The sequence below is a fragment of the Photobacterium sp. SKA34 genome (assembly GCF_000153325.1).
Lineage (GTDB): Bacteria > Pseudomonadota > Gammaproteobacteria > Enterobacterales > Vibrionaceae > Photobacterium.
Window position 1 is genome coordinate 255,746 of record NZ_CH724142.1, and the last position, 20,708, is coordinate 276,453.

Annotated in this window: 18 protein-coding genes and 1 riboswitch; of the genes, 7 read left to right on the forward strand and 11 right to left on the reverse strand. The window is 39.7% G+C overall.

The window, feature by feature from the left end; translation table 11 throughout:
- Nucleotides 1-104: 104 nt before the first annotated feature.
- Together SKA34_RS10170 and feoB are read right to left on the reverse strand one after the other, a co-directional pair.
- Complete coding sequence (locus tag SKA34_RS10170; RefSeq protein WP_006645430.1) at nucleotides 105-362, reverse strand: FeoC-like transcriptional regulator; 258 nt, start codon at nucleotides 360-362, stop codon at nucleotides 105-107.
- Nucleotides 362-2,692 carry a Fe(2+) transporter permease subunit FeoB gene (gene feoB / locus SKA34_RS10175; protein WP_006645431.1) on the reverse strand — a complete coding sequence of 777 codons (2,331 nt, stop codon included), beginning with the start codon at nucleotides 2,690-2,692 and terminating at the stop codon, nucleotides 362-364. Before feoB ends, SKA34_RS10170 begins: the two co-directional genes overlap by 1 nt.
- A 503-nt stretch (nucleotides 2,693-3,195) precedes the next feature.
- Here feoB and SKA34_RS10180 point away from each other — a divergent pair.
- Nucleotides 3,196-3,942 carry a hypothetical protein gene (locus SKA34_RS10180; protein WP_006645432.1) on the forward strand — a complete coding sequence of 249 codons (747 nt, stop codon included), beginning with the start codon at nucleotides 3,196-3,198 and terminating at the stop codon, nucleotides 3,940-3,942.
- A 54-nt stretch (nucleotides 3,943-3,996) separates the two neighbouring features.
- On the opposite strand, the gene SKA34_RS10185 is transcribed toward SKA34_RS10180, so the two are convergent.
- The 3 genes from SKA34_RS10185 to SKA34_RS10195 form a co-directional block, all read right to left on the reverse strand.
- Nucleotides 3,997-4,248 (reverse strand): TIGR03643 family protein, encoded by a 252-nt coding sequence (locus SKA34_RS10185; RefSeq protein WP_006645433.1) that lies wholly within the window; start codon nucleotides 4,246-4,248, stop codon nucleotides 3,997-3,999.
- A gap of 559 nt (nucleotides 4,249-4,807) precedes the next feature.
- Nucleotides 4,808-6,460 (reverse strand): phosphoethanolamine transferase, encoded by a 1,653-nt coding sequence (locus tag SKA34_RS10190; protein WP_006645434.1) that lies wholly within the window; start codon nucleotides 6,458-6,460, stop codon nucleotides 4,808-4,810.
- A 21-nt stretch (nucleotides 6,461-6,481) separates the two neighbouring features.
- Nucleotides 6,482-6,838, reverse strand: coding sequence for a diacylglycerol kinase (locus tag SKA34_RS10195; RefSeq protein WP_006645435.1), 357 nt, complete (start codon nucleotides 6,836-6,838; stop codon nucleotides 6,482-6,484).
- 799 nt (nucleotides 6,839-7,637) lie between these two features.
- Here SKA34_RS10195 and SKA34_RS23815 point away from each other — a divergent pair.
- The 3 genes from SKA34_RS23815 (at nucleotide 7,638) to SKA34_RS10210 (ending at nucleotide 8,929) form a co-directional block, all read left to right on the forward strand.
- Nucleotides 7,638-7,763, forward strand: coding sequence for a hypothetical protein (locus tag SKA34_RS23815; RefSeq protein WP_006645437.1), 126 nt, complete (start codon nucleotides 7,638-7,640; stop codon nucleotides 7,761-7,763).
- Nucleotides 7,764-7,773: 10 nt separating this feature from the next.
- Nucleotides 7,774-8,205, forward strand: a complete 432-nt coding sequence (locus tag SKA34_RS10200) for a hypothetical protein (protein WP_006645438.1) — start codon at nucleotides 7,774-7,776, stop codon at nucleotides 8,203-8,205.
- Between the two features lie 337 nt (nucleotides 8,206-8,542).
- Complete coding sequence (locus SKA34_RS10210; RefSeq protein WP_006645440.1) at nucleotides 8,543-8,929, forward strand: Imm39 family immunity protein; 387 nt, start codon at nucleotides 8,543-8,545, stop codon at nucleotides 8,927-8,929.
- A gap of 193 nt (nucleotides 8,930-9,122) precedes the next feature.
- On the opposite strand, the gene punC is transcribed toward SKA34_RS10210, so the two are convergent.
- Nucleotides 9,123-10,343 (reverse strand): purine nucleoside transporter PunC, encoded by a 1,221-nt coding sequence (gene punC / locus SKA34_RS10215; RefSeq protein WP_006645442.1) that lies wholly within the window; start codon nucleotides 10,341-10,343, stop codon nucleotides 9,123-9,125.
- 105 nt (nucleotides 10,344-10,448) lie between these two features.
- Here punC and punR point away from each other — a divergent pair, with 105 nt between their 5' ends.
- The 3 genes from punR to SKA34_RS10230 all read left to right on the forward strand — a co-directional run bounded on the left by punR (nucleotide 10,449) and on the right by SKA34_RS10230 (nucleotide 14,061).
- Nucleotides 10,449-11,351, forward strand: coding sequence for a DNA-binding transcriptional activator PunR (gene punR, locus SKA34_RS10220; protein ID WP_006645443.1), 903 nt, complete (start codon nucleotides 10,449-10,451; stop codon nucleotides 11,349-11,351).
- Between the two features lie 115 nt (nucleotides 11,352-11,466).
- Entirely contained in the window at nucleotides 11,467-12,888 is a 1,422-nt protein-coding gene (locus tag SKA34_RS10225; protein ID WP_006645444.1) for an alkaline phosphatase, read from the forward strand.
- A gap of 72 nt (nucleotides 12,889-12,960) precedes the next feature.
- Complete coding sequence (locus SKA34_RS10230) at nucleotides 12,961-14,061, forward strand: YibE/F family protein (protein WP_006645445.1); 1,101 nt, start codon at nucleotides 12,961-12,963, stop codon at nucleotides 14,059-14,061.
- 97 nt (nucleotides 14,062-14,158) lie between these two features.
- Here the strand turns inward: SKA34_RS10230 and SKA34_RS10235 are convergent, their stop codons facing one another.
- From SKA34_RS10235 to purR, 5 genes are all read right to left on the reverse strand, one after another.
- Nucleotides 14,159-15,376: an ABC transporter substrate-binding protein gene (locus SKA34_RS10235; RefSeq protein ID WP_006645446.1), complete on the reverse strand. Its 1,218-nt coding sequence runs from the start codon at nucleotides 15,374-15,376 to the stop codon at nucleotides 14,159-14,161.
- A gap of 38 nt (nucleotides 15,377-15,414) precedes the next feature.
- A complete protein-coding gene (locus SKA34_RS10240; protein WP_006645447.1) occupies nucleotides 15,415-17,562 on the reverse strand; it encodes an FAD-dependent oxidoreductase in 2,148 nt (715 codons plus the stop codon).
- On the reverse strand, nucleotides 17,555-18,169 hold the full coding sequence (locus tag SKA34_RS10245; protein WP_006645448.1) for a carboxymuconolactone decarboxylase family protein: 615 nt from the start codon (nucleotides 18,167-18,169) through the stop codon (nucleotides 17,555-17,557). The genes SKA34_RS10240 and SKA34_RS10245 overlap by 8 nt, the downstream gene beginning before the upstream one ends.
- A 461-nt stretch (nucleotides 18,170-18,630) precedes the next feature.
- Complete coding sequence (locus tag SKA34_RS10250) at nucleotides 18,631-19,212, reverse strand: TfoX/Sxy family DNA transformation protein (protein WP_006645449.1); 582 nt, start codon at nucleotides 19,210-19,212, stop codon at nucleotides 18,631-18,633.
- Between the two features lie 134 nt (nucleotides 19,213-19,346).
- Nucleotides 19,347-19,437, reverse strand: a riboswitch (cyclic di-GMP riboswitch).
- Nucleotides 19,438-19,634: 197 nt separating this feature from the next.
- A complete protein-coding gene (purR, locus tag SKA34_RS10255) occupies nucleotides 19,635-20,639 on the reverse strand; it encodes an HTH-type transcriptional repressor PurR (protein ID WP_006645451.1) in 1,005 nt (334 codons plus the stop codon).
- Between the last annotated feature and the right edge of the window lie 69 nt (nucleotides 20,640-20,708).

Genomic DNA, 20,708 nt, shown 5'->3' on the forward strand with positions numbered 1-20,708 from the left:
ATCAAAGATGTTTCGAGCATTTAGGCTCTACCTAATACGCTAAGTGTAGATAAGACATAAAAAAGACCACACATATGTGGTCTTTTTTCACTATGGTTTAGCTATTAGCATAGCGAAATAGCGATTTTATTTTCACACCATTTGTACACCGTATCTGTTGCCTGCGTTTGACAATTTTGGCAATGTTTCCCGCAAGCCAAAGAAGGCGGTGAATCACACTTCTCAACTTTCCCACGTAAAATTAATTCATCTAATAATGCGCTTAACCAACGAGTCTCACACTTCAAATGCTTTCTAAGCTGGCTAAAGGAAATGACTTTTGCATCACGTACCGTATTTCTTACTGTAATTAGCGATATCATTAATGGCATCCTCCGCAGTTTTGTGTCGCTGGCGAGTCAGGTATCGACATTTGCCAATCGACTTTATTACACAAGCGCTTAATCCCTATAATAAATGCAGTGACGATACTAAAAGCGAAAAACAACCAAAGCAGGCTTTCTAATGGATGTGCTGTGAAAGTCGTGGTTTGATAGAAGGCGATTGAAAGCGCGTAGGCGACAACCACTCCCCATGCTGTCGATAACCAAGCCCAATTTCGACCAATTTCTTTGGCGATAACACCAATAGTAGAAACGCAAGGCACGTAGAGTAAAACAAAGATTAAGTAAGCATAGGCACCTGACATTGAACCAAACTCTTTGTGCATTTGACCCATTGCGGTTGTTCCCATAGAGCCATCGGCTTCACTGGCTTTTATCGGGTTTTTAAGTGTTGATAAAGAAAAACTATCGGCAACACCATCAATGGTGTCTTGCCATGCCACTTTTAACTCTGACAGTAGATGGAAAGATTGCCCATCATCTGCGGCTTGATTGTTGCTTAATTCTGAGGTGTATAGGGTATTTAAAGTGCCGACAACCACTTCTTTTGCTAAAAATCCCGTTAATAGTCCCACACTGGCTGGCCAGTTTTGCTCATTTACACCAAGGGGAGATAATACAGGTGTTACCCAACGACCAATTTCTGATAAGGCTGAATTTTGTTGGTTATTGTTTTCAATAACTTGTCCTTCAAAATTTACGCTATTCAATGCCATTACGAGCATACAAATCGGAATGATGATCTTACACGCTTTGACTAAAAATCCACGTAAGCGACTCCAACTGTGGATAAGCGTCGTTTTAACGCTTGGAAGGTGGTAGGTTGGTAACTCCATAATATAAGGTGATGCTTCACCCGTTAATAAGGTTTTCTTCAGCACAAAGCCGGTAATGACAGCGACAAAAATGCCAAGCAAGTAAAGCGAAAAAACAATAAAACTGCCCATACCATGGAAGAAAGCTGCTGAGAAAACGCCGAAAATCGCTAACCTTGCGCCACATGACATAAAGGGTGCCATCATGGACGTTAAGATACGATCTCTTGGTGTATCGAGGGTACGTGAAGCCATTATGGAGGGGATGTTGCAACCAAACCCTACAATAAGTGGAACAAAGGATTTTCCTGGCAATCCAATCGTAGACATAAAGCGATCAATAACAAACGCTGCTCGCGCCATATAACCGCTATCTTCTAATATTGATAGATAAAGAAACATTAAACCAATTTGAGGAATAAAGGGCATAACGGTATTTATACCGCCACCAAGCCCTTGCGATAGAATTGCAGTAAGCCAGCTAGGAAACCCGAGTGACGAACATAACCATGCAGTGCCATTAATGAATATTGCTGCAGAGCCTTCATCAAAAATAGGTTGAAGCCCACCACCAATATTTATTGATAGCCAAAACATTAAATACATCACAATGAGGAAAATCGGAATTCCCAAATAACGGTTAAGCACAATCTTATCTATCAATTGAGTCAGATTATGTTGCCCTGCATGGTAACTTGAGATGCAATGATGAATGATCTCGGCGACAGTTTGGTAGCGCGCATCAGCAATTAATAAGTCAATATTTTCATCATGTGTGTTTGAAAAATCGGCTTGTAATTGAGAAACAAAAGGGGCGATATCTGTACCGTTGATATATTTGTTGGCAGATGAATCTGATTCAAGCAAGCGTATAGCAAGCCACTTCTTTCTATTGTTAACGATTAGTTGATCTTGGAATACGTCAGAAAGTTGAGAAATAGTCAGGTCTAATTCGGGAGGAAATTGAGTAAATAGACGAGGCAGTGATTTTGTTTGTAAATGCTTTTCAATCGAGTCCTTTAAATCTTCGAGTCCTTTAGATTTATTTGCAACTAAAGAAACAACAGGGCAACCGAGTTCAGATTCCAACTTTTTTGCATCGATATTTATATTTTTTTGTTTAGCAATATCTAACATGTTAAGTACAATAATACATGGGATTTTCATTTCTAGCAGTTGTAATGTTAAATATAAATTTCGTTCAATATTGGCAGCGTCGATAATATTAACGACAAGATCAGCTTCATCTGAAAGTATATATTCACAAGCGATGCGCTCATCGAGTGAACCTTGTACATCGGATGAAGACATAGAATAAATACCAGGTAAATCGACTATATTTATATTCTTTTTATGATAAGAGTAGTTCCCTTCTTTTTTATCTACAGTAACTCCAGCCCAGTTGCCTGTTCGTTGTCTTGCGCCAGTTAGGGCATTAAACAGTGTTGTTTTTCCACAGTTAGGGTTACCTAGTAAGGCAATAGTATTTGCCACTATTTATTCCTCCAAACAATTACTTATAGATAAAAGAATTTATTAAATGATCGATAAGTGAAATGATATCGCTTATCACTTTCACTTATAAGAATAATACTAATTTCAGTCAATAAATATCTGTATTAAGGAAAATAAAAAGATGAATGAAAAATTAATATATTGTTTAGTCAATAACTTAGAATATGTGATATTTATGAGTAATTAAAAATCAAATTTGATGCGAATTATATTTCGCCTTCATTGTAACGCTTTATTGCATTTAATTATAAAAATCTTAAAGTAGCTTTCTGTAAATAAACGATGAGTAAGGTAAATGTAATTGAATAAATATTCATACTTAGTAGTTATATTTCAATCGTTATAGAAACCGTTTTAACTAACCATCTGAAAAAAATTGATACGTATTATCACAATTAATAATGCGACTTAAACATTATTTGCTACGTTAAAATAGGTTGCTGGTAAAGCAACAAAATTTTCACAGTTTAGGTGGTGATAGTATGAGAAAATTGTTGCTCGTTTTATTGTTTTTTCCATCGTACTTATTAGCTAAAGAGTACAGCTTTAATGTGGATTTTAATCGTGGTGATATAAGTACTTTCTTTATTGCAGAAGGAAGCAAAGTCTATCGTATTACCCAAAGCATTGATGCAATCTACATATTTAGTTCTCCCGCTCGTGCTCAAAGCTTTGTTGCTCAACCGAATACACGATCAAAACCCAGTACCGCAGTTAATGTCGGTGATACACGAGTGTATGTTTATAAAATTGACGCGATTGATTATTACACTTCTAATTCGATGTCAGGTAGTGCAGGGCAGGTAAAATCTATTAATGGACTCAGCTTTAGTTATTTACCGGATAATAGCATTTATAAAAATGCTGGTGTGGTGGGTAAGCTAAGTAAAATTGGTAACACTAAGATCTCGTATTGGGTTGATGCTGGCTACACAGTAAAAGGAAAGTATCGAGGCAAAATTAGAACGTTAGGAAGTCAGTCATTTAAGTATGAAAGCTGGTCAAGTTGGGGCGAAAAAAATGGCATGGTCGGAAAGTTGATATCACTAGGCTCTATCAATATCGACTACTACGATACTGACTATGATTTGGGTTATAAAGGAAAACTTAAATCAGTAGGTAAGGTCAATTTTAGCTATTACCGTGACACCTCTACCAATCAAAAAGCTAATATCGTCGGTAAGTTTAAAGAACAGATAGGTCAAGATCTACGCTTAACTGTATATTAAATTAACGGTAAGAGATGGAAGGAAAGGGCTCATTAATAGCCCTATAGCACGCGTTTAACGCTGTTTGTATTGCGTCGGACAATATCCACGGCTGACATCTGGTGAACGCAATTTTAAGTGTTTGGTTTTTCTTCCTGATACGCGCTTTCGCCATAGTTTAAAGCTACTTGGCTTAAGATGTTGTCGCATTAGCTTGATCACACCTTGTTCATCCAGACCATATTGTATTGCAATCGCTTCAAAAGGGGTTCTATCTTCCCAAGCCATCTCTATGATACGTGATACTGACTCTTGTGTGCTTGTCATCAATTGCTCTCCATTTACATACAAAAATCACTACGTAATTGGTTGATAAAAAGTTTAATTTTGTGATTTTAATAGAGGCAATTATAAAAAATAGAAATCCGGCACGAGTAATTTTGCATCTTTTTAATCTGGATTTATGATTAAATAAATTTCATACGGCACAACTACTCGGGGGCATACTTCTATATCATCGCACAACAAGTTCGCTAACACTGTAGCGAGAAAATATTTCGCAAAGTCTGTCGCTAATATTTTGATGTAAGAGATGTACGTCTCTAGTATTTGAAATACCTTAGTCGCTCAATAGATTGGTGCTGAATGAAAGCCATATCATCGTACTAATGTTAAATTTAGTATCATGTAATCAATGGTTTGTGAAACCTGCCTCTATTTACGCTTTTATTCTGATCTTTCATTTCTAGTTCTGTATTTTGCGAGTTGCTTCATGTCTAGCAGAGGTAGACTATCAAGCTAAATAGATTGGAAATAAAAAGCCTGACTCACGTGTGGTCAGGCTTTAGTTTCATTTTATCTTGTTATGGGGCATTACGAGCTTTCGTTAAGAAGCTCTACACGTTTTAAAGATATCCAGCTTACCGTCATAGGCATTGGTTTCAACATCCATAATCCCCAGCAACGAATGGAATACATTATCGTGTGAATGCGTTGCCGTTTGCTGAGATTCTTGTGCTAAGCAATCGGTATTGATGTGTTTAGCTTGTTTAAAGCCAGGAGACATCCAAAGCATCATAGGTACACGTTTTTGAAAATCTGGTGCTAACCCATATGGCATGCCATGTAAGAACAAGCCATTTTCGCCCAGAGATTCGCCGTGGTCAGAGACGTAGATCATCGCAGTATTGTATTTGTACTCTAACGTTTTCAATTTCTCAATGGTTTGAGCCAAGACGAAGTCTGTGTAGCGAATCGTGTTGTCGTAGGAGTTAACGATTTGCTCAACGCTACAGTTTTCAATATCTGCGCGAGGACAGTCTGGTTGGAAAAACGCTTTGTCTTTTGGGTAACGTTGGAAATAAGTTGGACCATGACTGCCAATCAGATGCAATGCAACAAGGCGGTTACCTTTCATATTTGCAATTTGGTCGTCAAGTTTGTCAAGTAATGCAATGTCATAACAGGTTTTACCGTTGCAAAATTCATTTTTTTGTCTGCGGTCGACTTCTATCTTTTTGATATTATGAGCAACGTCTTTGTCACCTCCATCATTCTCTTTCCACAGAAAATCGATACCAGCGCGCTGCATGATATCTATAGCATTATCTTGGTTGTCTGCTTTGCTACGGTCGAAATCACTATGCGGTAATTGAGAGAACATGCAAGGCACCGAAACCGCGGTTGCAGTCCCGCAAGAGGAGACGTCCTTGAATGAAACTACATCTAACATATTGGTATAAGGGGTGGTTTCACGACCATAACCATTGGTTTGGTAGTTCTGAGTACGAGCCGTTTCACCCAGTACAAAGACAAGCAGTGTCGGTTTCTCTTTGGCTTGTTGCTGTGCAAGTTGGGATTGTTTTGCATCCGTACCAATTTCGCGGTAGGGCTCTGGTGTCGTAAGGTAATTTTCTTTTACATAGCTAGAAATGGCATACACATACTGAGTAGGTATGATGATTTTCTTTAGGTAGCTATTATTTCGGCCGATAGATGCATAGTCTTGGTAATATAAGCCTGCAATCACGGCAATGACAGCCAATGAAGCTAGCATTGATATGACTTTAGTTAACGTGAATCGAAGCCATTTACCACCTATAGGCTTGAGTTTTACTTTGAAAACCAAAAGAGCAGGTACAACTCCCATTATAAGTGTCCAGATAACTGAGTAGGCACTTAAGTATGAACTGGCTTCACTGGTGTCTGTTTCTACGATATTGGTGATCATACCTGTATCGAATAAGATGCCATAGTTGTAGCTGGCGTAGCTCACCATACCTGATGTTATCAACAATAGGATAAAGAAAGGTTTGCTGATCCAAGGCCAGCTGAATAGGTTAAACAGGAAATTCAGCGCGGCAAAAAAGAAGATAGGAATCGTAATGATAAAACCGATCTTCACTTGATCAAGGCTTGAGAAGATGTTGACTAGCTCTTTGTAAATAGGAATGTTTACTACAATAGCAAAGTATAAAGCGAGTAAAAGGGTAAAGGTAACATAGGAGATACCTCTATTAAGGAATTCAGTTGTTTTCATGATGGATCCGTTTCGGTGTGATTAAAGAAGAATCGATGCCCAAACAAACAGGGCGAGAGCAATCGCAACGAAAACCGCTGCGGAACCTATATCTTTGGCTCTTCCACTGAGTTCATTCCAGTTATCACTGACACGGTCTACAACCGCTTCTATGGCGGAGTTTAGTAATTCAACAATGACGACTAACAGTAAGCTGCTTATCATTATTGTTCGTTCGAGCATGGATACAGGAAGTAAAAATGCACAGATAGATAGTGCGAGTGTAAGTATCAGTTCTTGTCTAAAAGCAGCTTCGTGAATCCACGCAGCTTTCAACCCTTGAAGTGAGTAGCCGGTTGCATCCAATATCCGACGTATACCTGTTTTACCTGGTTTCAAAATATGACCTTTAATTGCTTAGTCTTAAATAATAGGGGCCTCGAGAGATAAGCCTCCTTGATTACAGAAGTGCATCGAATTTGGAAAACACGAAACTATTGGCTCGGCGTGAAAATTTATGAAAAAAATGAGCACCGACACCAAATTTTGTTTAATTGATGCGGGGTGATACGCACGGCGTAATTACGAAAGAAAAAGTAACAAGCAGAAGTGGTTTATACATTGTACTGGTCCGTTAACGAATGAATTGGTGGAGCGAAATGTACACTGTTTTAAAGAGGGATTCTGTCATTCGATTGTATGGAAATGTAGCTTTTTGTAATCTTGGCGACGGGGATATTGACAAGTTATGAATTTAAAATGGAAAGCAGAGGGTATAGAGAAACCTAAGGTATTGCCTCAGTTTTAACGCCATAAGTAAGAAAGGCCGTTTATTCGTTGTATTTATATCAAAAGTGCAAAAGGGAAATGGAAGATTATTGCTCCTTTTAACACTCGCAAAGGCTAGACACGGGAAGAGTCAGATGAATGACTACATTGACCATTGCTGGTGGAATCAGGTTTAAGGTAAAGGTAATGAAGGCGTCAGTTTTACGAGATTTTATGATTTGGAAGTCCTCCCAGAAGGAAGATAGGAGCGTGCTATTCGACATGAAAGCGGCGGTTATTAAGATATTTTTGTTTGGCGTCTAAAACATACCATCACCTAACTAGTAGTAATGGTAGGAACGGTCGCGCTGGAGCAATTTATAGAGCAGAAGTTGCGGATATGATCAATTCTGGGAACATGAGAGGAGCGATGGCAAAAGAAATACGTGATGTTCGTCGTGCATCACTTGAGGGTTCTGGAAGTCGAACCAAGTACAATCAAGCAATGGGCCAAATGCTGGACTATGCAAAATCACAAGGCATGCTTAATAAATAGGATAGGTGTAATGAAGATCGAAGCTTATAAATCATTTGGCCCAGTTAAATTCGGCATGTCTGAAACTGAGGTTGTTAATCAACTCGGAAAGCCAGTGAGTATTCGTACTAATAACGAAAATGAATTGGAATACTATTACGATGAACTTATTGTTCGGTACGATGCTAATAGCAAGCATGTGCGTGAAGGCACTCTATTGCCGCAGATTTTGGGCCGGTTTCAAGTTAACGATCTGACACTAAATTGGAAAGACGATCTATTTGCTACGCTTTGCCAGAGAGATGGCGATCCCTATAAGTTCTATGGCTATATAGTACTATTCAAGCTGGGTATTACGCTCACGGGATTCTATGATGGGGACGATTCTCAAAAAGCTATTTCAGCTTTTAGGAGTGGTGACTGGGACCAATTAAAAGGCGATATGAAGGCTTTTAAGATCTGATGATCTAGTAATGTTACAAACAAGGTAAACAAAAACTCCCGCTCTTATAAAGGTGAAACTCATGTGTATGCGGTGAGAGGTCCCTACGGAAATGTGCATAAAATAGGTGAAAGTGCTGCAGGAACACGCTTGAGAGATGGAGCTTCAAAGCGGGCCGAAAAGCAGGTTAGAGCATTAAATCGTATAGATGGTCCTGGTTATACCTCTGAAATTCGGAAAACATTACCAGATAAAGACTCGGCCAGAGCATATAAAACCAAGTTAATATAAAGATACAGAAGCATGTATGGTCAAGATAAATTACCAGGCAACAAAACTAATCGATAAGGAATAAACTATGGCCGACCAAAGAATATTATTGATTGGTGGGGTTTCTCTGATGAAGGGACGAGTAAAAGAAGCAGGTCCCGTAATGAGAGAGATTTGTGATGAGTTGGAGCCGATGCTCCAGGATATTGGATTCTTGAATGAAGCTCCATTCAAAACTATAAGTATGATTATTCGTTTTGGCGAGAAAGATGACCTTACGCCTCAGTACGATCCAATAAATAAAAGACACAGTGAGCTTCCTGTGGGAGTAGAGCTAGAGTTGGCAGGATTAAGAACTGCCAGCAAAGATGTAGTAAAGGCAGCTTTTGTAACGGCGACAATTGATGTGTTGTTAGATGTATCTGAAAAGTATGGGTTGCCAAATGCGCCACTAAAAACTATCGCTGGAATGTAACTCACTAGTCAAAATGCTAGTAGCCTGGGCTTTTTATGTCTACGATATATGGGCATAAACTAATGTGATAAGTAATGAAGCTAAATAGTATTACGTTAATGAACTCTTAACTGCCAGAGTTAATGAAGAAAAAAGGGGGAGCTGTATCAGCTCCCCCTTTTGTTAAACCAGTATGTAGATGGGTTAAAGCATATTACGCAGTTTGTAGTTCAACATCTTGCTCATCTTTACGAGCTTGAACGACGAGGACAAAACCAACGATTGCAATAAAGCCAGTAATGAACATGCCAGTTGTTACTGTTAGCAGACCATGTGCAGCGAATGCTGAAACTAAACCACTAGCCGCAAAACATACCATAGTCTGCATGAAGTTAAGCAGGCCTGCAGCTGTTGCGCTACAGTTTTTAAAGTCAGACAGAGCTGCGCTAATAACAATCGGGTAAATCGCACCGTTCGCTACTGCTAGGAAGCAGAATGGGATTAAGATAGGCCAGATTGTTGTTACTGTTGTTGTCGTAGAGATAACAAACATTACTGCTACGCTTGCAAAGAATAGCGCTAAAATCCACGGTAGAAGTTGCTTACCTGAGTAACGGTTTAATAAAGTACGACAACCGTAACCACCAACGATGAATGCAACGGTTTGTGGAGCGTAGCTTAGGCCAATATCTGCACCTGAGTAACCCATTGCAGACATAACAAATGGTGAACCTGTTAAGTAAGCAAAGAATGCCGCAGAGCACGCTGCGAAAATAACCATGTTACCCCAGAACTTTTTAGAGCGTAGGATTTGGCTATAATCTTTACGTAGTTGAACCGTTACGCTTTCTTGCTCTTTATCTAATACAGCACTTTCTTTTTCTTTGAGTGTTAGCATTGCTAAAAAAGCACCAAAACCGACTAATGCAATAAAGATGCTGCGCCAGCCTACGTGATGCTCAAGTAGTGCGCCCAGTAATGGTGCTAATGCAGGAGATAACGCGACAAGCGGCATAATCGTTGCGAATACACGCTCAGAAGTTTTGCCTTCGTAACGGTCAACCACCACGGCCTGCCAAATAACCGTTGCGCTACATGCACCTAATGCTTGAGCGAAACGTGCTAATAAGAACACTTCAATGTTTGGCGAAAAAGCAGAGGCTAAAGAGCCAAGGCTAAATAGTGCAATACCGCCAAGTAGTACCTTAATACGTCCAATACGATCGGACAGTGGGCCGTAAACCAGTTGGCCTAATGCCATACCGAGTAAGAAGATACTTAGCGAAAGGCCGATAAGAGATTGGGTTGTAGCAAAGTCAGCACGAATCATTTCAAACGCAGGTAAATACATATCTGTGGCTAAAAAGCCCAGCATGCTTAAGCAAGCGAACCAAAATAGGGTGAGTTTTGATGGTTTAGCGTGTTGTTTATTCATTGTTATTATAACTATATCTATATGACATATGTGTAGTGTAATACTGGTTTAAATCGCTGTGAAACGCTAATATTTCAACATTGCTTTCAAAAAATTTGATTTGATATGTTTTCATACAACGATCTTCAAGTTATTGACGTAGTTGCCCGTTGTGGCAGCTTCTCTGCAGCGGCTGAAGAATTACATAAAGTTCCTAGTGCGATTAGTTATACAGTTCGGTTAATCGAAGAGCGATTAGCTGTCGAATTATTTGTTCGATTGCACAGGCAGGTTAAATTGACACCTGCTGGGGAGTATTTTGTAGAAGAAGCGCGCAAACTTATTAAACAGATGGATACCATTAAATATCAAACCCAACGGGTAGCAAATGGTTGGTCAGAAAATGTCTCTGTTGCGCTTGATACCGTGGTACGCCAAAGTCGAGTGAATACCCTAGTGCGAGATTTCTATTTACACTTCCCTGATGTAGAGCTGCACCTGACAATGGAAGTGTTTAATGGGGTATGGGATGCCTTAGCTGATGGGCGGGCTGATATCGCCATTGGTGCAACTGCTGCTGTGCCAATTGGTGGCAGTTTTGATTATCGTGATATGGGTGTTTTAACGTGGAAGTTTGTGGTATCGCCAGATCATCCTTTAGCAATGGCAACACATCCGTTAGAACCTTCTGAATTAGCGCAATATCCTGCGATTTGTTTAGAAGATACCTCACGAACTTTACCTAAACGAACGACTTGGCTAATGGATAACCAACGTCGGATCATGGTGCCAAGTTGGCACAGTGCATTTCAATGTTTACAAGCAGGGCTGGGTATTTCTGTTGTTCCTAGCCATATGGCGATCAGTAAAATTGAATCAGGAGAGCTGATGGAAAAAGAGCTCGCGGTGAAGCCTTCAGTAAGTCCTTGTTGTTTAGCGTGGAATACGGAAACCTTGAGCCCAGCGGTCAGTTGGTTACTCGATTACTTAGGCGACAGTGAGCAGCTTCATCATGAATGGATGCGTTAAAAAAGTGATATTGATTCCATTCATAATACCCTCACAGAATATAATGTGTTTTGTAAGAATTGTTTAATAAACGCAATGTAGGTTGCTCGCATTCAATAAAAACAGCGAGTTAGCAATGTCTATTTTAAAGCCCACTTTAATTGCATCATCTTTACTTCTTTCTTTAAGTGCTCATGCAGCAGATGCTCCGAAATATGTTTTCTTTATGATTGGTGACGGTATGGGCACAGCCCAACGTCAGATCAGTGAATACTACTTGCAGCAACAAAATGGGGATGAGACACAACGTTTAGCTATTAATTCAATGCCTGTAGCAGGGATCATTACCACTCATTCAGCCAATACCTTAGTGACTGATTCAGCAGCTGCGGGTACAGCATTAGCTACGGGTGTAAAAACCGATAATGGCGTAATTGCAATGGATCCAAAAGGGCATAAGTTACGCTCAACATTGGATGCAGCTAAAGACAAAGGTATGGCAACAGGTATTGTTACCACTACACGTTTAACACATGCGACACCTGCAACTTTTGTTGCTAAAAACATTAGCCGTGATAACGAAAACGAAATTGCCAATGATTACCTAGCATCGAATGTCGATTTCTTTGCTGGTGGTGGCTATCGTCACTTTATTAATGGTGAAGGCAGTAAACGTAAAGATGGTAAGAACCTTGTTGATGGGTTTAAACAAAAAGGCTACCACACTTTTGTTGGTGCTGATTCGTCGTCTGATTTCTTAGCATTTCATCCAACTAACTCGCAAAAGGTTTTCGCCTCTTTTGCCTCATCGCATCTTCCTTATGAAATTGATCGTAAGAAAGATCTTAGTACGCCATCTTTAGCGCAGATGACGTCAAAAGCGATTGAAACATTGAAGTACGATCCTGACGGTTTCTTCATGTTGGTTGAAGGCGGTCGAATTGATCATGCGGCACATGCCAATGATGTATCAACGGTAATTCAAGATACGATCGCATTCGATCAAGCGGTAAAAGCGGCAGTAGATTTTTATGAGCATCATAAAGATGAAACGCTAATTATTGTTGCGGGCGATCATGAAACTGGTGGTATGGGCTTAGGCTTAGGTGAGAACTATTTTGTACAGTTAGATAAGCTAAAAGGTGTTGATGAGTCTATCGAAGACAAGCTTCAAGGTGTTTATAAAGGCGATCGTAAAGCCTTCATGAAGCATATTGATCAACACTTTGGTTTGAAGTTGTTGACTACAGAAGAGCTGCAAACGTTAAACCATGCGATGGATATTGATGATGAGCTTCGAGCTAAAAACATCACCGATTTTGATGGTTACAGCACGCATAATGACGCGACTTATGGTGGGTATGATCCGGTAGCTATCGCTGTAGCGCACATCACTTCACAACGAGCAGGTGTTTACTGGACAAGCTATGCGCATACCGCGACACAATTACCGCTTTCTGCAGTCGGTGTCGGTGCTGAGAAGTTTGGCAACTTTGAAGATAACACCCAAGTGGCGAAAACATTAGCAACATTAATGAACACAAAAATTGGTAGTTAAGTACTGATTTTTAGGTAAAGGCTGTCTTGGACAGCCTTTTTTCGTTTTCCTTAAAGAGAGTTGGAAACAAACATGCGCGGTGTGATTTTAGCCTTTATCGTTCTTCTGGTGACGTGTTGTGAAATGTTTAGTCAAGGTGTGATTGGGTCACAATACAAAGTAGGCGAAGTTACTGCAGTTGATAACAGCAAAGTCACTATTATTGGCAGCAATCGACTGGGAGAACAGGCGTTAGATTTAACGCTGAGTAATGATAAAAAAGTCGTCGCATATAATTTGATAAATGGTGCGATGGAATATGATGAATATTATCAGGTTGGTGATAGCGTTTTAGTTGCGATAGCTGATAATGATCACACACGTACAAGAGTGATATCTCGTTATCGTCTTCCTGCATTAATCGGTTTAGCAATCGCTTTTAGCTTAGGCTTGATACTTTATGCACGAAAAGTAGGTGCCAAAGCGTTACTGTCGTTCATTGGATCTATTGTGATCATTGTAGAGCTTCTGATCCCTGGACTTATGGCAGGTTATTCACCTTTGTTAGTAACTGCCGTGTGTTTATTAATGTTGTGTAGCTTGATCATTTTGTCAGTTGCGGGCTGGACGGCAAAAGGAAAGTCGGCATTGGCAGGCACGATTATTGGATTAATTGTTACTATGATCTTGTGTGTGCTGGTCGGCAAGTTACTCCATTTAGACGGTATGACACAACCGTTAGCTCAACCCTTATTGTTTGAAACGGGCATGTATTTAAACATGCTAGATATTTTGTATGCAGCCATTTTAATTGGTGCGAGTGGGGCGGCAATGGATGTCGCCATGGAAATGGCTGCTACGATGGAAGAGCTAAAAATCAATGCGCCAGAAATGAATCAAATGGATTTGCTTAAATCAGGTTTTCGAGTTGGCAATGCGGTGATCGGTACGATGACAACGACTTTATTGTTAGCCTATTCAGGCAGTTTTTTGACAATGATTATGCTGTTTGCAAGTCGTGGTAATGATGTGATGCAAATCATTAACATGAAAGTCGTGGCAGCAGAAATTGCGCGAACGTTAATTGGCAGTTTGTCACTTATTATTGTGGCGCCCATTACAGCGTGGATAGCATGCTGGATGATAAATAAAGAGTTTGAGCCTAACACACAAATCGAATTAGAAAAGGCTTAATAAAAAAGCCAGTACATCACCGAGTTTGCTGATTAATAAGCAGAGCAAAGTAATGGGCTGGCTGTTTTAATAAGAGTTAAACCAACAATTATAAAGCTTAGTGTCCGTAACGCTTTTGCCACTCATGCTCAATAGCCATTAGCCATGTAGGGTTAGGCTCAGCAATAGATGGATAAAGCTCAAAAGATTGACTCTTATAAGGTTCAGCTAATTGGCTAAAGGCTTCAGCTTTTAGCACTGTTGGATCGCCCCAAATCTTGGTGTCTGATTTACGCGCTTGTGCTTCTGGGCTCATTAAAAAGTTTATCGCAACCAGTGCCCCTTCTTTTGCTGATGCATTCCACGGTACCGCTAAAAAGTGAATATTCGTTAATGCTCCTTGCTTGAAGGCATAGGTTTTTGCTTTTTCGGTTAAATTACCGTTCTCAATTGCAGCTGAGGCGGCGTTGGGATTAAAGGTAACAGCTACTAATAATTGTTGATCGTCAAGCAGTTGTACGGTTTCTGCAGTGCCCGCTGGGAACTGTTTACCGCCACGCCATGCCACTTTATGAAGCTGATCTAAATAGTGCCAAAGCGGTGCTGTCACGTTATCAAATAGCGTTTTTTCAGCTGGTAACGACAAAGGTTGGTATAACGCTTGTTTATCTGTTGTGAGTTCAAGCAAGGCTGCTTTTAAAAAGCTACTGCCGTGAAACTCTGGCGGGCGAGGGTAGCTAATTTTACCTGGGTTTTCCTGTGCCAATGCTAATAGTTGTTTAAAGCTTTGTGGTGAATTTTTTAACTTAGTGGTATCGTAAATGAATACCAATTGCCCAACCCCCCAAGGCGCTTCATAGCCTTCTGTAGGCTCGCTGAAATCTTGATCAATAGGTAGCTTAGTATCAACATACTTCCAATTGGGCAGTTGTTGAGTAAAAGGGCCGTACAAGAGGTGGTGTTGCTTCATTGAACGAAAGTTTTCACCATTGATCCAAACTAAATCAACTCCACCATTGGTATTTTTCCCCGCTGTTTTTTCTGCCAGAAGGCGTTGGGTCGTTTCAGCGATATCGGTGACTTTGACTTGTTTTAGAGATACGTTGTAACGTTTTTGTAATTGTTTATCGGCCCATTTTAAGTAGTCGTTGATTTCTTGACTGCCACCCCATGCATTGAAGTAGACCGTTTGACCTTTGGCTTTATGTTCAATCTGTTGCCAGCTTTGACTTTCATTTGCAGGTGCTTTCGTTTCTTCAGCGTAAGCGAAACTAGAAATTGTTAACGATAACGCGATACCTTTTGACCAGGTTTTTAATACATTTTTTTTCATCATCAGAGTTTCGTCCTTTTTAATTCCTTGTATCGAGTGACTTATTTACGCATCCATTGATGATAACGCTTAACTATTGCCAATAACTTTTGTGGGGCGTTGGCTTGTTTCCATACACCAGCCGTATATTTAGTGGCTTCACTCATGGTGGGATAAGGGTGAATCGTCGATAAAATCTTATTCAATCCCAGTTTATAGCGCATTGCTAAGGTAAATTCTGCCAGTAGTTCACCACCATGATGACCGACAATCGTGACCCCTAAAATCTTATCGCTATTGGGTGGCGTTAGGACTTTAACGAAACCTTCAGCAGCATTATCTGCAATTGCACGATCTAAATCGGATATAGGGTAAGTATATGTTCGATAATCGATATTTTGTGAAATAGCTTCTTTTTCATTGAGACCAACTCGAGCTAACTCTGGCGCAGTATATGTAACGGCAGGTAATACCGAGTAATCAGCTTTAAACTTTTTGAATGTACCAAATAAACTATTAACTGAGGCATACCATGCTTGATGCGCTGCAGCATGAGTTAATTGGAAAGGACCTGCCACATCACCCACAGCGTATATATTAGGATATTGCGTTTGTAGGTAGTGATTAACTTTGATAGTACCTTGTGGGTTTGTTGCTAATTTTAGGCGCTCTAAACCAAAGCCTTTGGTATTAGCAACGCGACCTAACGCTACAATAACCTGATCAAATTCAACGTCGATCGTTTGCTCTGTCGTAAGATCATCAAGCTTAACGTGGTGATATTGCGCAGCCCCTTTCTCTACAAAACTAATGGCTTTGTGTTTAAGAAGAACTCTAACACCTTCATGCGTTAGTTTTTGATAGATTAAATCGGCCGCGTCTTTATCTTCACGATTAAGTAACTGTTCTGCCATTTCAACTAAGGTGACAGAAGCGCCAAGACGATTAAACGCTTGAGCCAATTCACAACCAATAGGACCACCACCTAAAATCAATAATTTTTCAGGTAAAGTATCTAGTTGCCATAGGTTATCGGACGTTAATGGATTAACTGTGTTTAAGCCTGAAATACTGGGCAACAGTGGGGAAGCTCCTGTTGCGATAATAATGTTACGAGTGGTGATCACTTTGCCGTTAACTTCTATTTCCCAAGGCGACAAAATCGTCGCGTCACCTTGGACACAATGCACACCAAGCTTGCTGTAACGTTCAACTGAATCATGCGGTTCGATATCTTTGATAACGTTGTGAACACGTGCCATAACAGCTTTAAAGTCAATTTTTCCAATTTTAGCTTCAATACCAAATTGTTGTGCCTGTTGCAGCTCATAAGCACTATGAGCTACACGGATCAATGCTTTAGATGGCACACAACCTGTGTTTAAGCAGTCGCCACCCATTTTATGACGCTCAATTAATGTGACCTCCGCTTTTACGGCTGCCGCGATATAGGAGCTAACTAAACCGCCAGCACCCGCACCAATCACCACTAGGTTTTGATCAAATGCTGTAGGCTTTTGCCAACCGCTATAAACCTTTTGGCTTTTGATGTAGTTAATAAGAGCTTTTGCGAGCAGTGGGAAGATCCCGAGTAATACAAGAGATATCAATACTGAAAATGAGATGATTTCACTCAAACTATTAATGTTACTCAGTTGGGTACCGGCATTCACATAAATAGCGGTTCCAGCCAGCATGCCAAGCTGACTGACAAAGAAGAAGGTACGAGTTTTAATCGGAGTTAAACCCATCAGTAAATTGATCAGAAAAAACGGCACCACAGGGATTAAACGCAGCGTTAATAGATAAAATGCGCCTTCGTTTTCAATCCCTTGATTAATGGTAGTGAGGCGTTGTCCAAACCGCTGCTGTACCCAGTCCTGTAAAATGTAGCGGCTTGATAGAAAAGCCAATGTTGCACCTATCGTGCTGGCAAAAGAAATAATAATAAGGCTAGGCCAAAAGCCAAATAATGCCGCTCCAAGCAGCGTTAAAATTGCAGCGCCGGGTAAGGAAAGGGCTGTCACGGCAATATAGAGTACAAAGAAAGATAAGTAAGCAGTGAAAAGCTGACTTTCAATTTTTGCTTGTAGGGCTAATTGCTCTTGCTTGATGAACTCAAGGGTAAGGTATTGGCCTAGGTCAAAATGTAGCCATAACGCAATAAGGCTGACAATGACCAGTAGCAATAGCGTTTTTTTCTTATTCACTTGCCTGATCCTTCTTCGTTATGTTTTTATCTGATGCTTGCACGTTATCTTGGGCAATATCGTTAGGCGTAATAGGAAGAGAACAAAAGCCTTGCGCTGGCACATCGAGCGCAGTGTTAAATTTCGCGGACAAATTCTGAAAGCTAACTAAAGCCGTTAGCTCAATAATATCATCGCTGCTATACCATTCTTGTAGTGCGACAAGCATTTCATCTGTTACTCGTTTACCTGTTATCGTCATCGCTTCAGTGTAAGTCAATACAGCACGCTCTTGATCTGTAAACAGCGGTGAGTGCTGCCAATTGGCGAGAGCTTTAATTTTATCTTCTGAATCACAACGTTCGGCGAGCTTCATACCATTGGCATCAACACAAAAGGCACAATCGTTTAATTGTGAAACACGCACACAGACTAAAGATCGCATGACATCTTGAATTGGTGACTTTTTTCGGTCGAGAAAACCAAAAAATCCAGCGACTAACCAGAATAAGGTAGGTTTACGTCCCCATAGCTTGGCTGGGTTTAATGCTTGGCCATAATGGCGGGCTTGAAGCCATAGCAAGGGCTTTACCCATAAAGAATCAATTTTTTTGATCGAAATACGCATGTTTCTCCTTAAAAAACGTCCTAAAAATAGGGTTTTATACGATCTTAGTCAGTAGCAGTCGTAAACATGTAGACCTTGAGAAAAGACATTGTATTTCATTTAATGATAAATATTTCTTTTTCTTCAATTGGTTGATGAAAAAAGCAGCAGGAGATAAGAAAATTTAAAACGTTAAGTTCTCTCTCAGTGAAAAGATATGTTATTGGTTGTATTAACTAATAATTAAGCATGGAATATAAATAAATATAATTATCATTTATATAAATCAAGGAATTTAAAACGGGGAGGAATTAAGATAATTGCAAAATTATATCACTATGAAGATAAACTAAATAAGTATTAAAGTTTATAAAAGGAGAAGTAAGGATAATGATAAAATTATATCTGAAAGGTATACTTAGAAATAAAAGAATGAGAACCTTTTATTCCTAAGTATTGTATATTTTGGATAACTTATATTTTTACGATAGCGCAGATAATAGTTCATTTCGACGTTGTTCAGGAATAACTGACCAATGCTGTCCGCTAATTGCGCCTTCCAATGCCCAAAGCAGTTCAATACTCAATGGACTTTTCTGTGATTCCTGAAGTGCTTTATATGCGCCAAGAGAGCCCACTGTTAGAAGTTGTTCAATAGTGTTTATGCCTGCTTTTTTGAGCATTCTCTCATTTGATAATCGTAGATTAGGTAAATCTTTAATTCGGTCAGGTATGCAACTCTCCTTTTCTTGCTTGTCTTTTTCTGCTGCATCCAGTGAATACCTACCTTGAGCTACAATCCTTGTGGGTTCATCCCACCATTGATCGGGTATTGCATAGTGCTTGGTTACAACAGGGAAACCACGTTTCTTATAAACGTAGGGTTCTAAGCCAGCTTGTTTGAATTCCATTTCAGTTTCAGCATTTGCACGTAAGTGAAGTTTATCGTTCACAACTAATGCAAACATTGTATCACCAGAAAAAATGCCAAACATCGACCGTGATTTTATTGAACCAAAATGGTCAAATAATTTTAATGAATCTTTTAATATTGGTTTATCCATGCTTCTACTCGGTGAAAAAATATGAGTGTCACCTAAACATTAAGAGCGAGGAAATAGATTAATTAATCTATACATTGATACTGTCAATATATTGTTAAGTTTACGTCATCATATTGTCGGTTCAATAATAATCCTTCGGTAACCCCGCTACCTTGAATTATTAACATAATTTTTAGGCCGGTGGTTTTGCGTCTTAATCTTTCAATTAATTTGCCAGTTCGTGACTATATAAAGTTATATTAAATAATACTTTTAATATTAAATCTAAGCCCTCAAAAGTGTGATATTGGTTCAGGTATTTTTCTTGGCTTATTTAAATAAGCTTAATAATTATAAATACTCATGATTGTTTTTTTATCAGTAAAAAAAAGCCAACAAGGTTAACTTATCGGCTTTTCCTTAACATAGAAAGATAAATTTTATTAGTTGAGATCTTTAACCGATTTTCTCTCAACAAGTTCAGGTGTCATCTCAAAAGTTTGGCGCTCATGATTCTTGTCTTTCACGCGCTCTAGCAAGATTTCGATAGCCTTTTTACCTAAACGACGTTTAGGTTGGTGGATAGTTGTTAGCGGCGGCGCAAAGTAGGGCGCAAGATCAATGTTATCGTAACCAATGATTGAGATATCATCAGGAACACGCAGACCTGCCTGCTCAAAGGTACTGATCAGAGCCATTGCCATAATGTCGTTAAAGCAGAAGATAGCAGTAGGGCGATCTTCCATTGCGATAAACTTCTGGGCAGCTTCAACGGCTGACTCACACTCAAAATCACCGTCAAGTAGCCAATCATTATTAACAGTGAGATCTGCTTCTGTCATCGCTTTACGGAAGCCCTTTAGGCGCTCTTGACAAGTAGATTTATCAACTTGTCCAGATAAACAGCCAATTTTGTTATGACCATTTTCAATAAAGTGTTTAGTCGCGATGTAACCGCCGTTTTCAGCGTTATCTAGAATATTATCTGTGTGTGGACTTTCTGGGCCCCAGTCCATGATAACCATAGGCAGATCATTTTTACGCTCAAGTAAATCGAGTAGCATTTGATCCAGATCGCTGCACATTACCAATAGGCCATCAACACGTTTTTCAGAAAGCATACGAAGGTAATCGCGTTGCTTTTCTAAGTTACCTTCAGTGTTGCATAGGATTAGTGTGTAACCTGCACCATAACAATACTCTTCAACACCATGCACAACTTCGGCAAAAAATGGGTTCGTTGATTTAGTGACCAACATACCGATAGTACGTGTAGTGTTACATTTTAAGCTACGTGCTACTGCACTTGGGGCGTAGTTTAGTTCATCAACTGCAGCCAATACTTTTTGTTGCGTTGCTTCTGCAACAAAGCGTGTTTTATTAATCACGTGCGACACTGTTGTAGTTGATACACCAGCCATACGTGCAACGTCTTTAATGGTTGCCATATTTATTCTTCTTATCATGGTCAGATTTGGATCTGACAAAGGTTTTGATACCGAGTTATTGGGTATTGC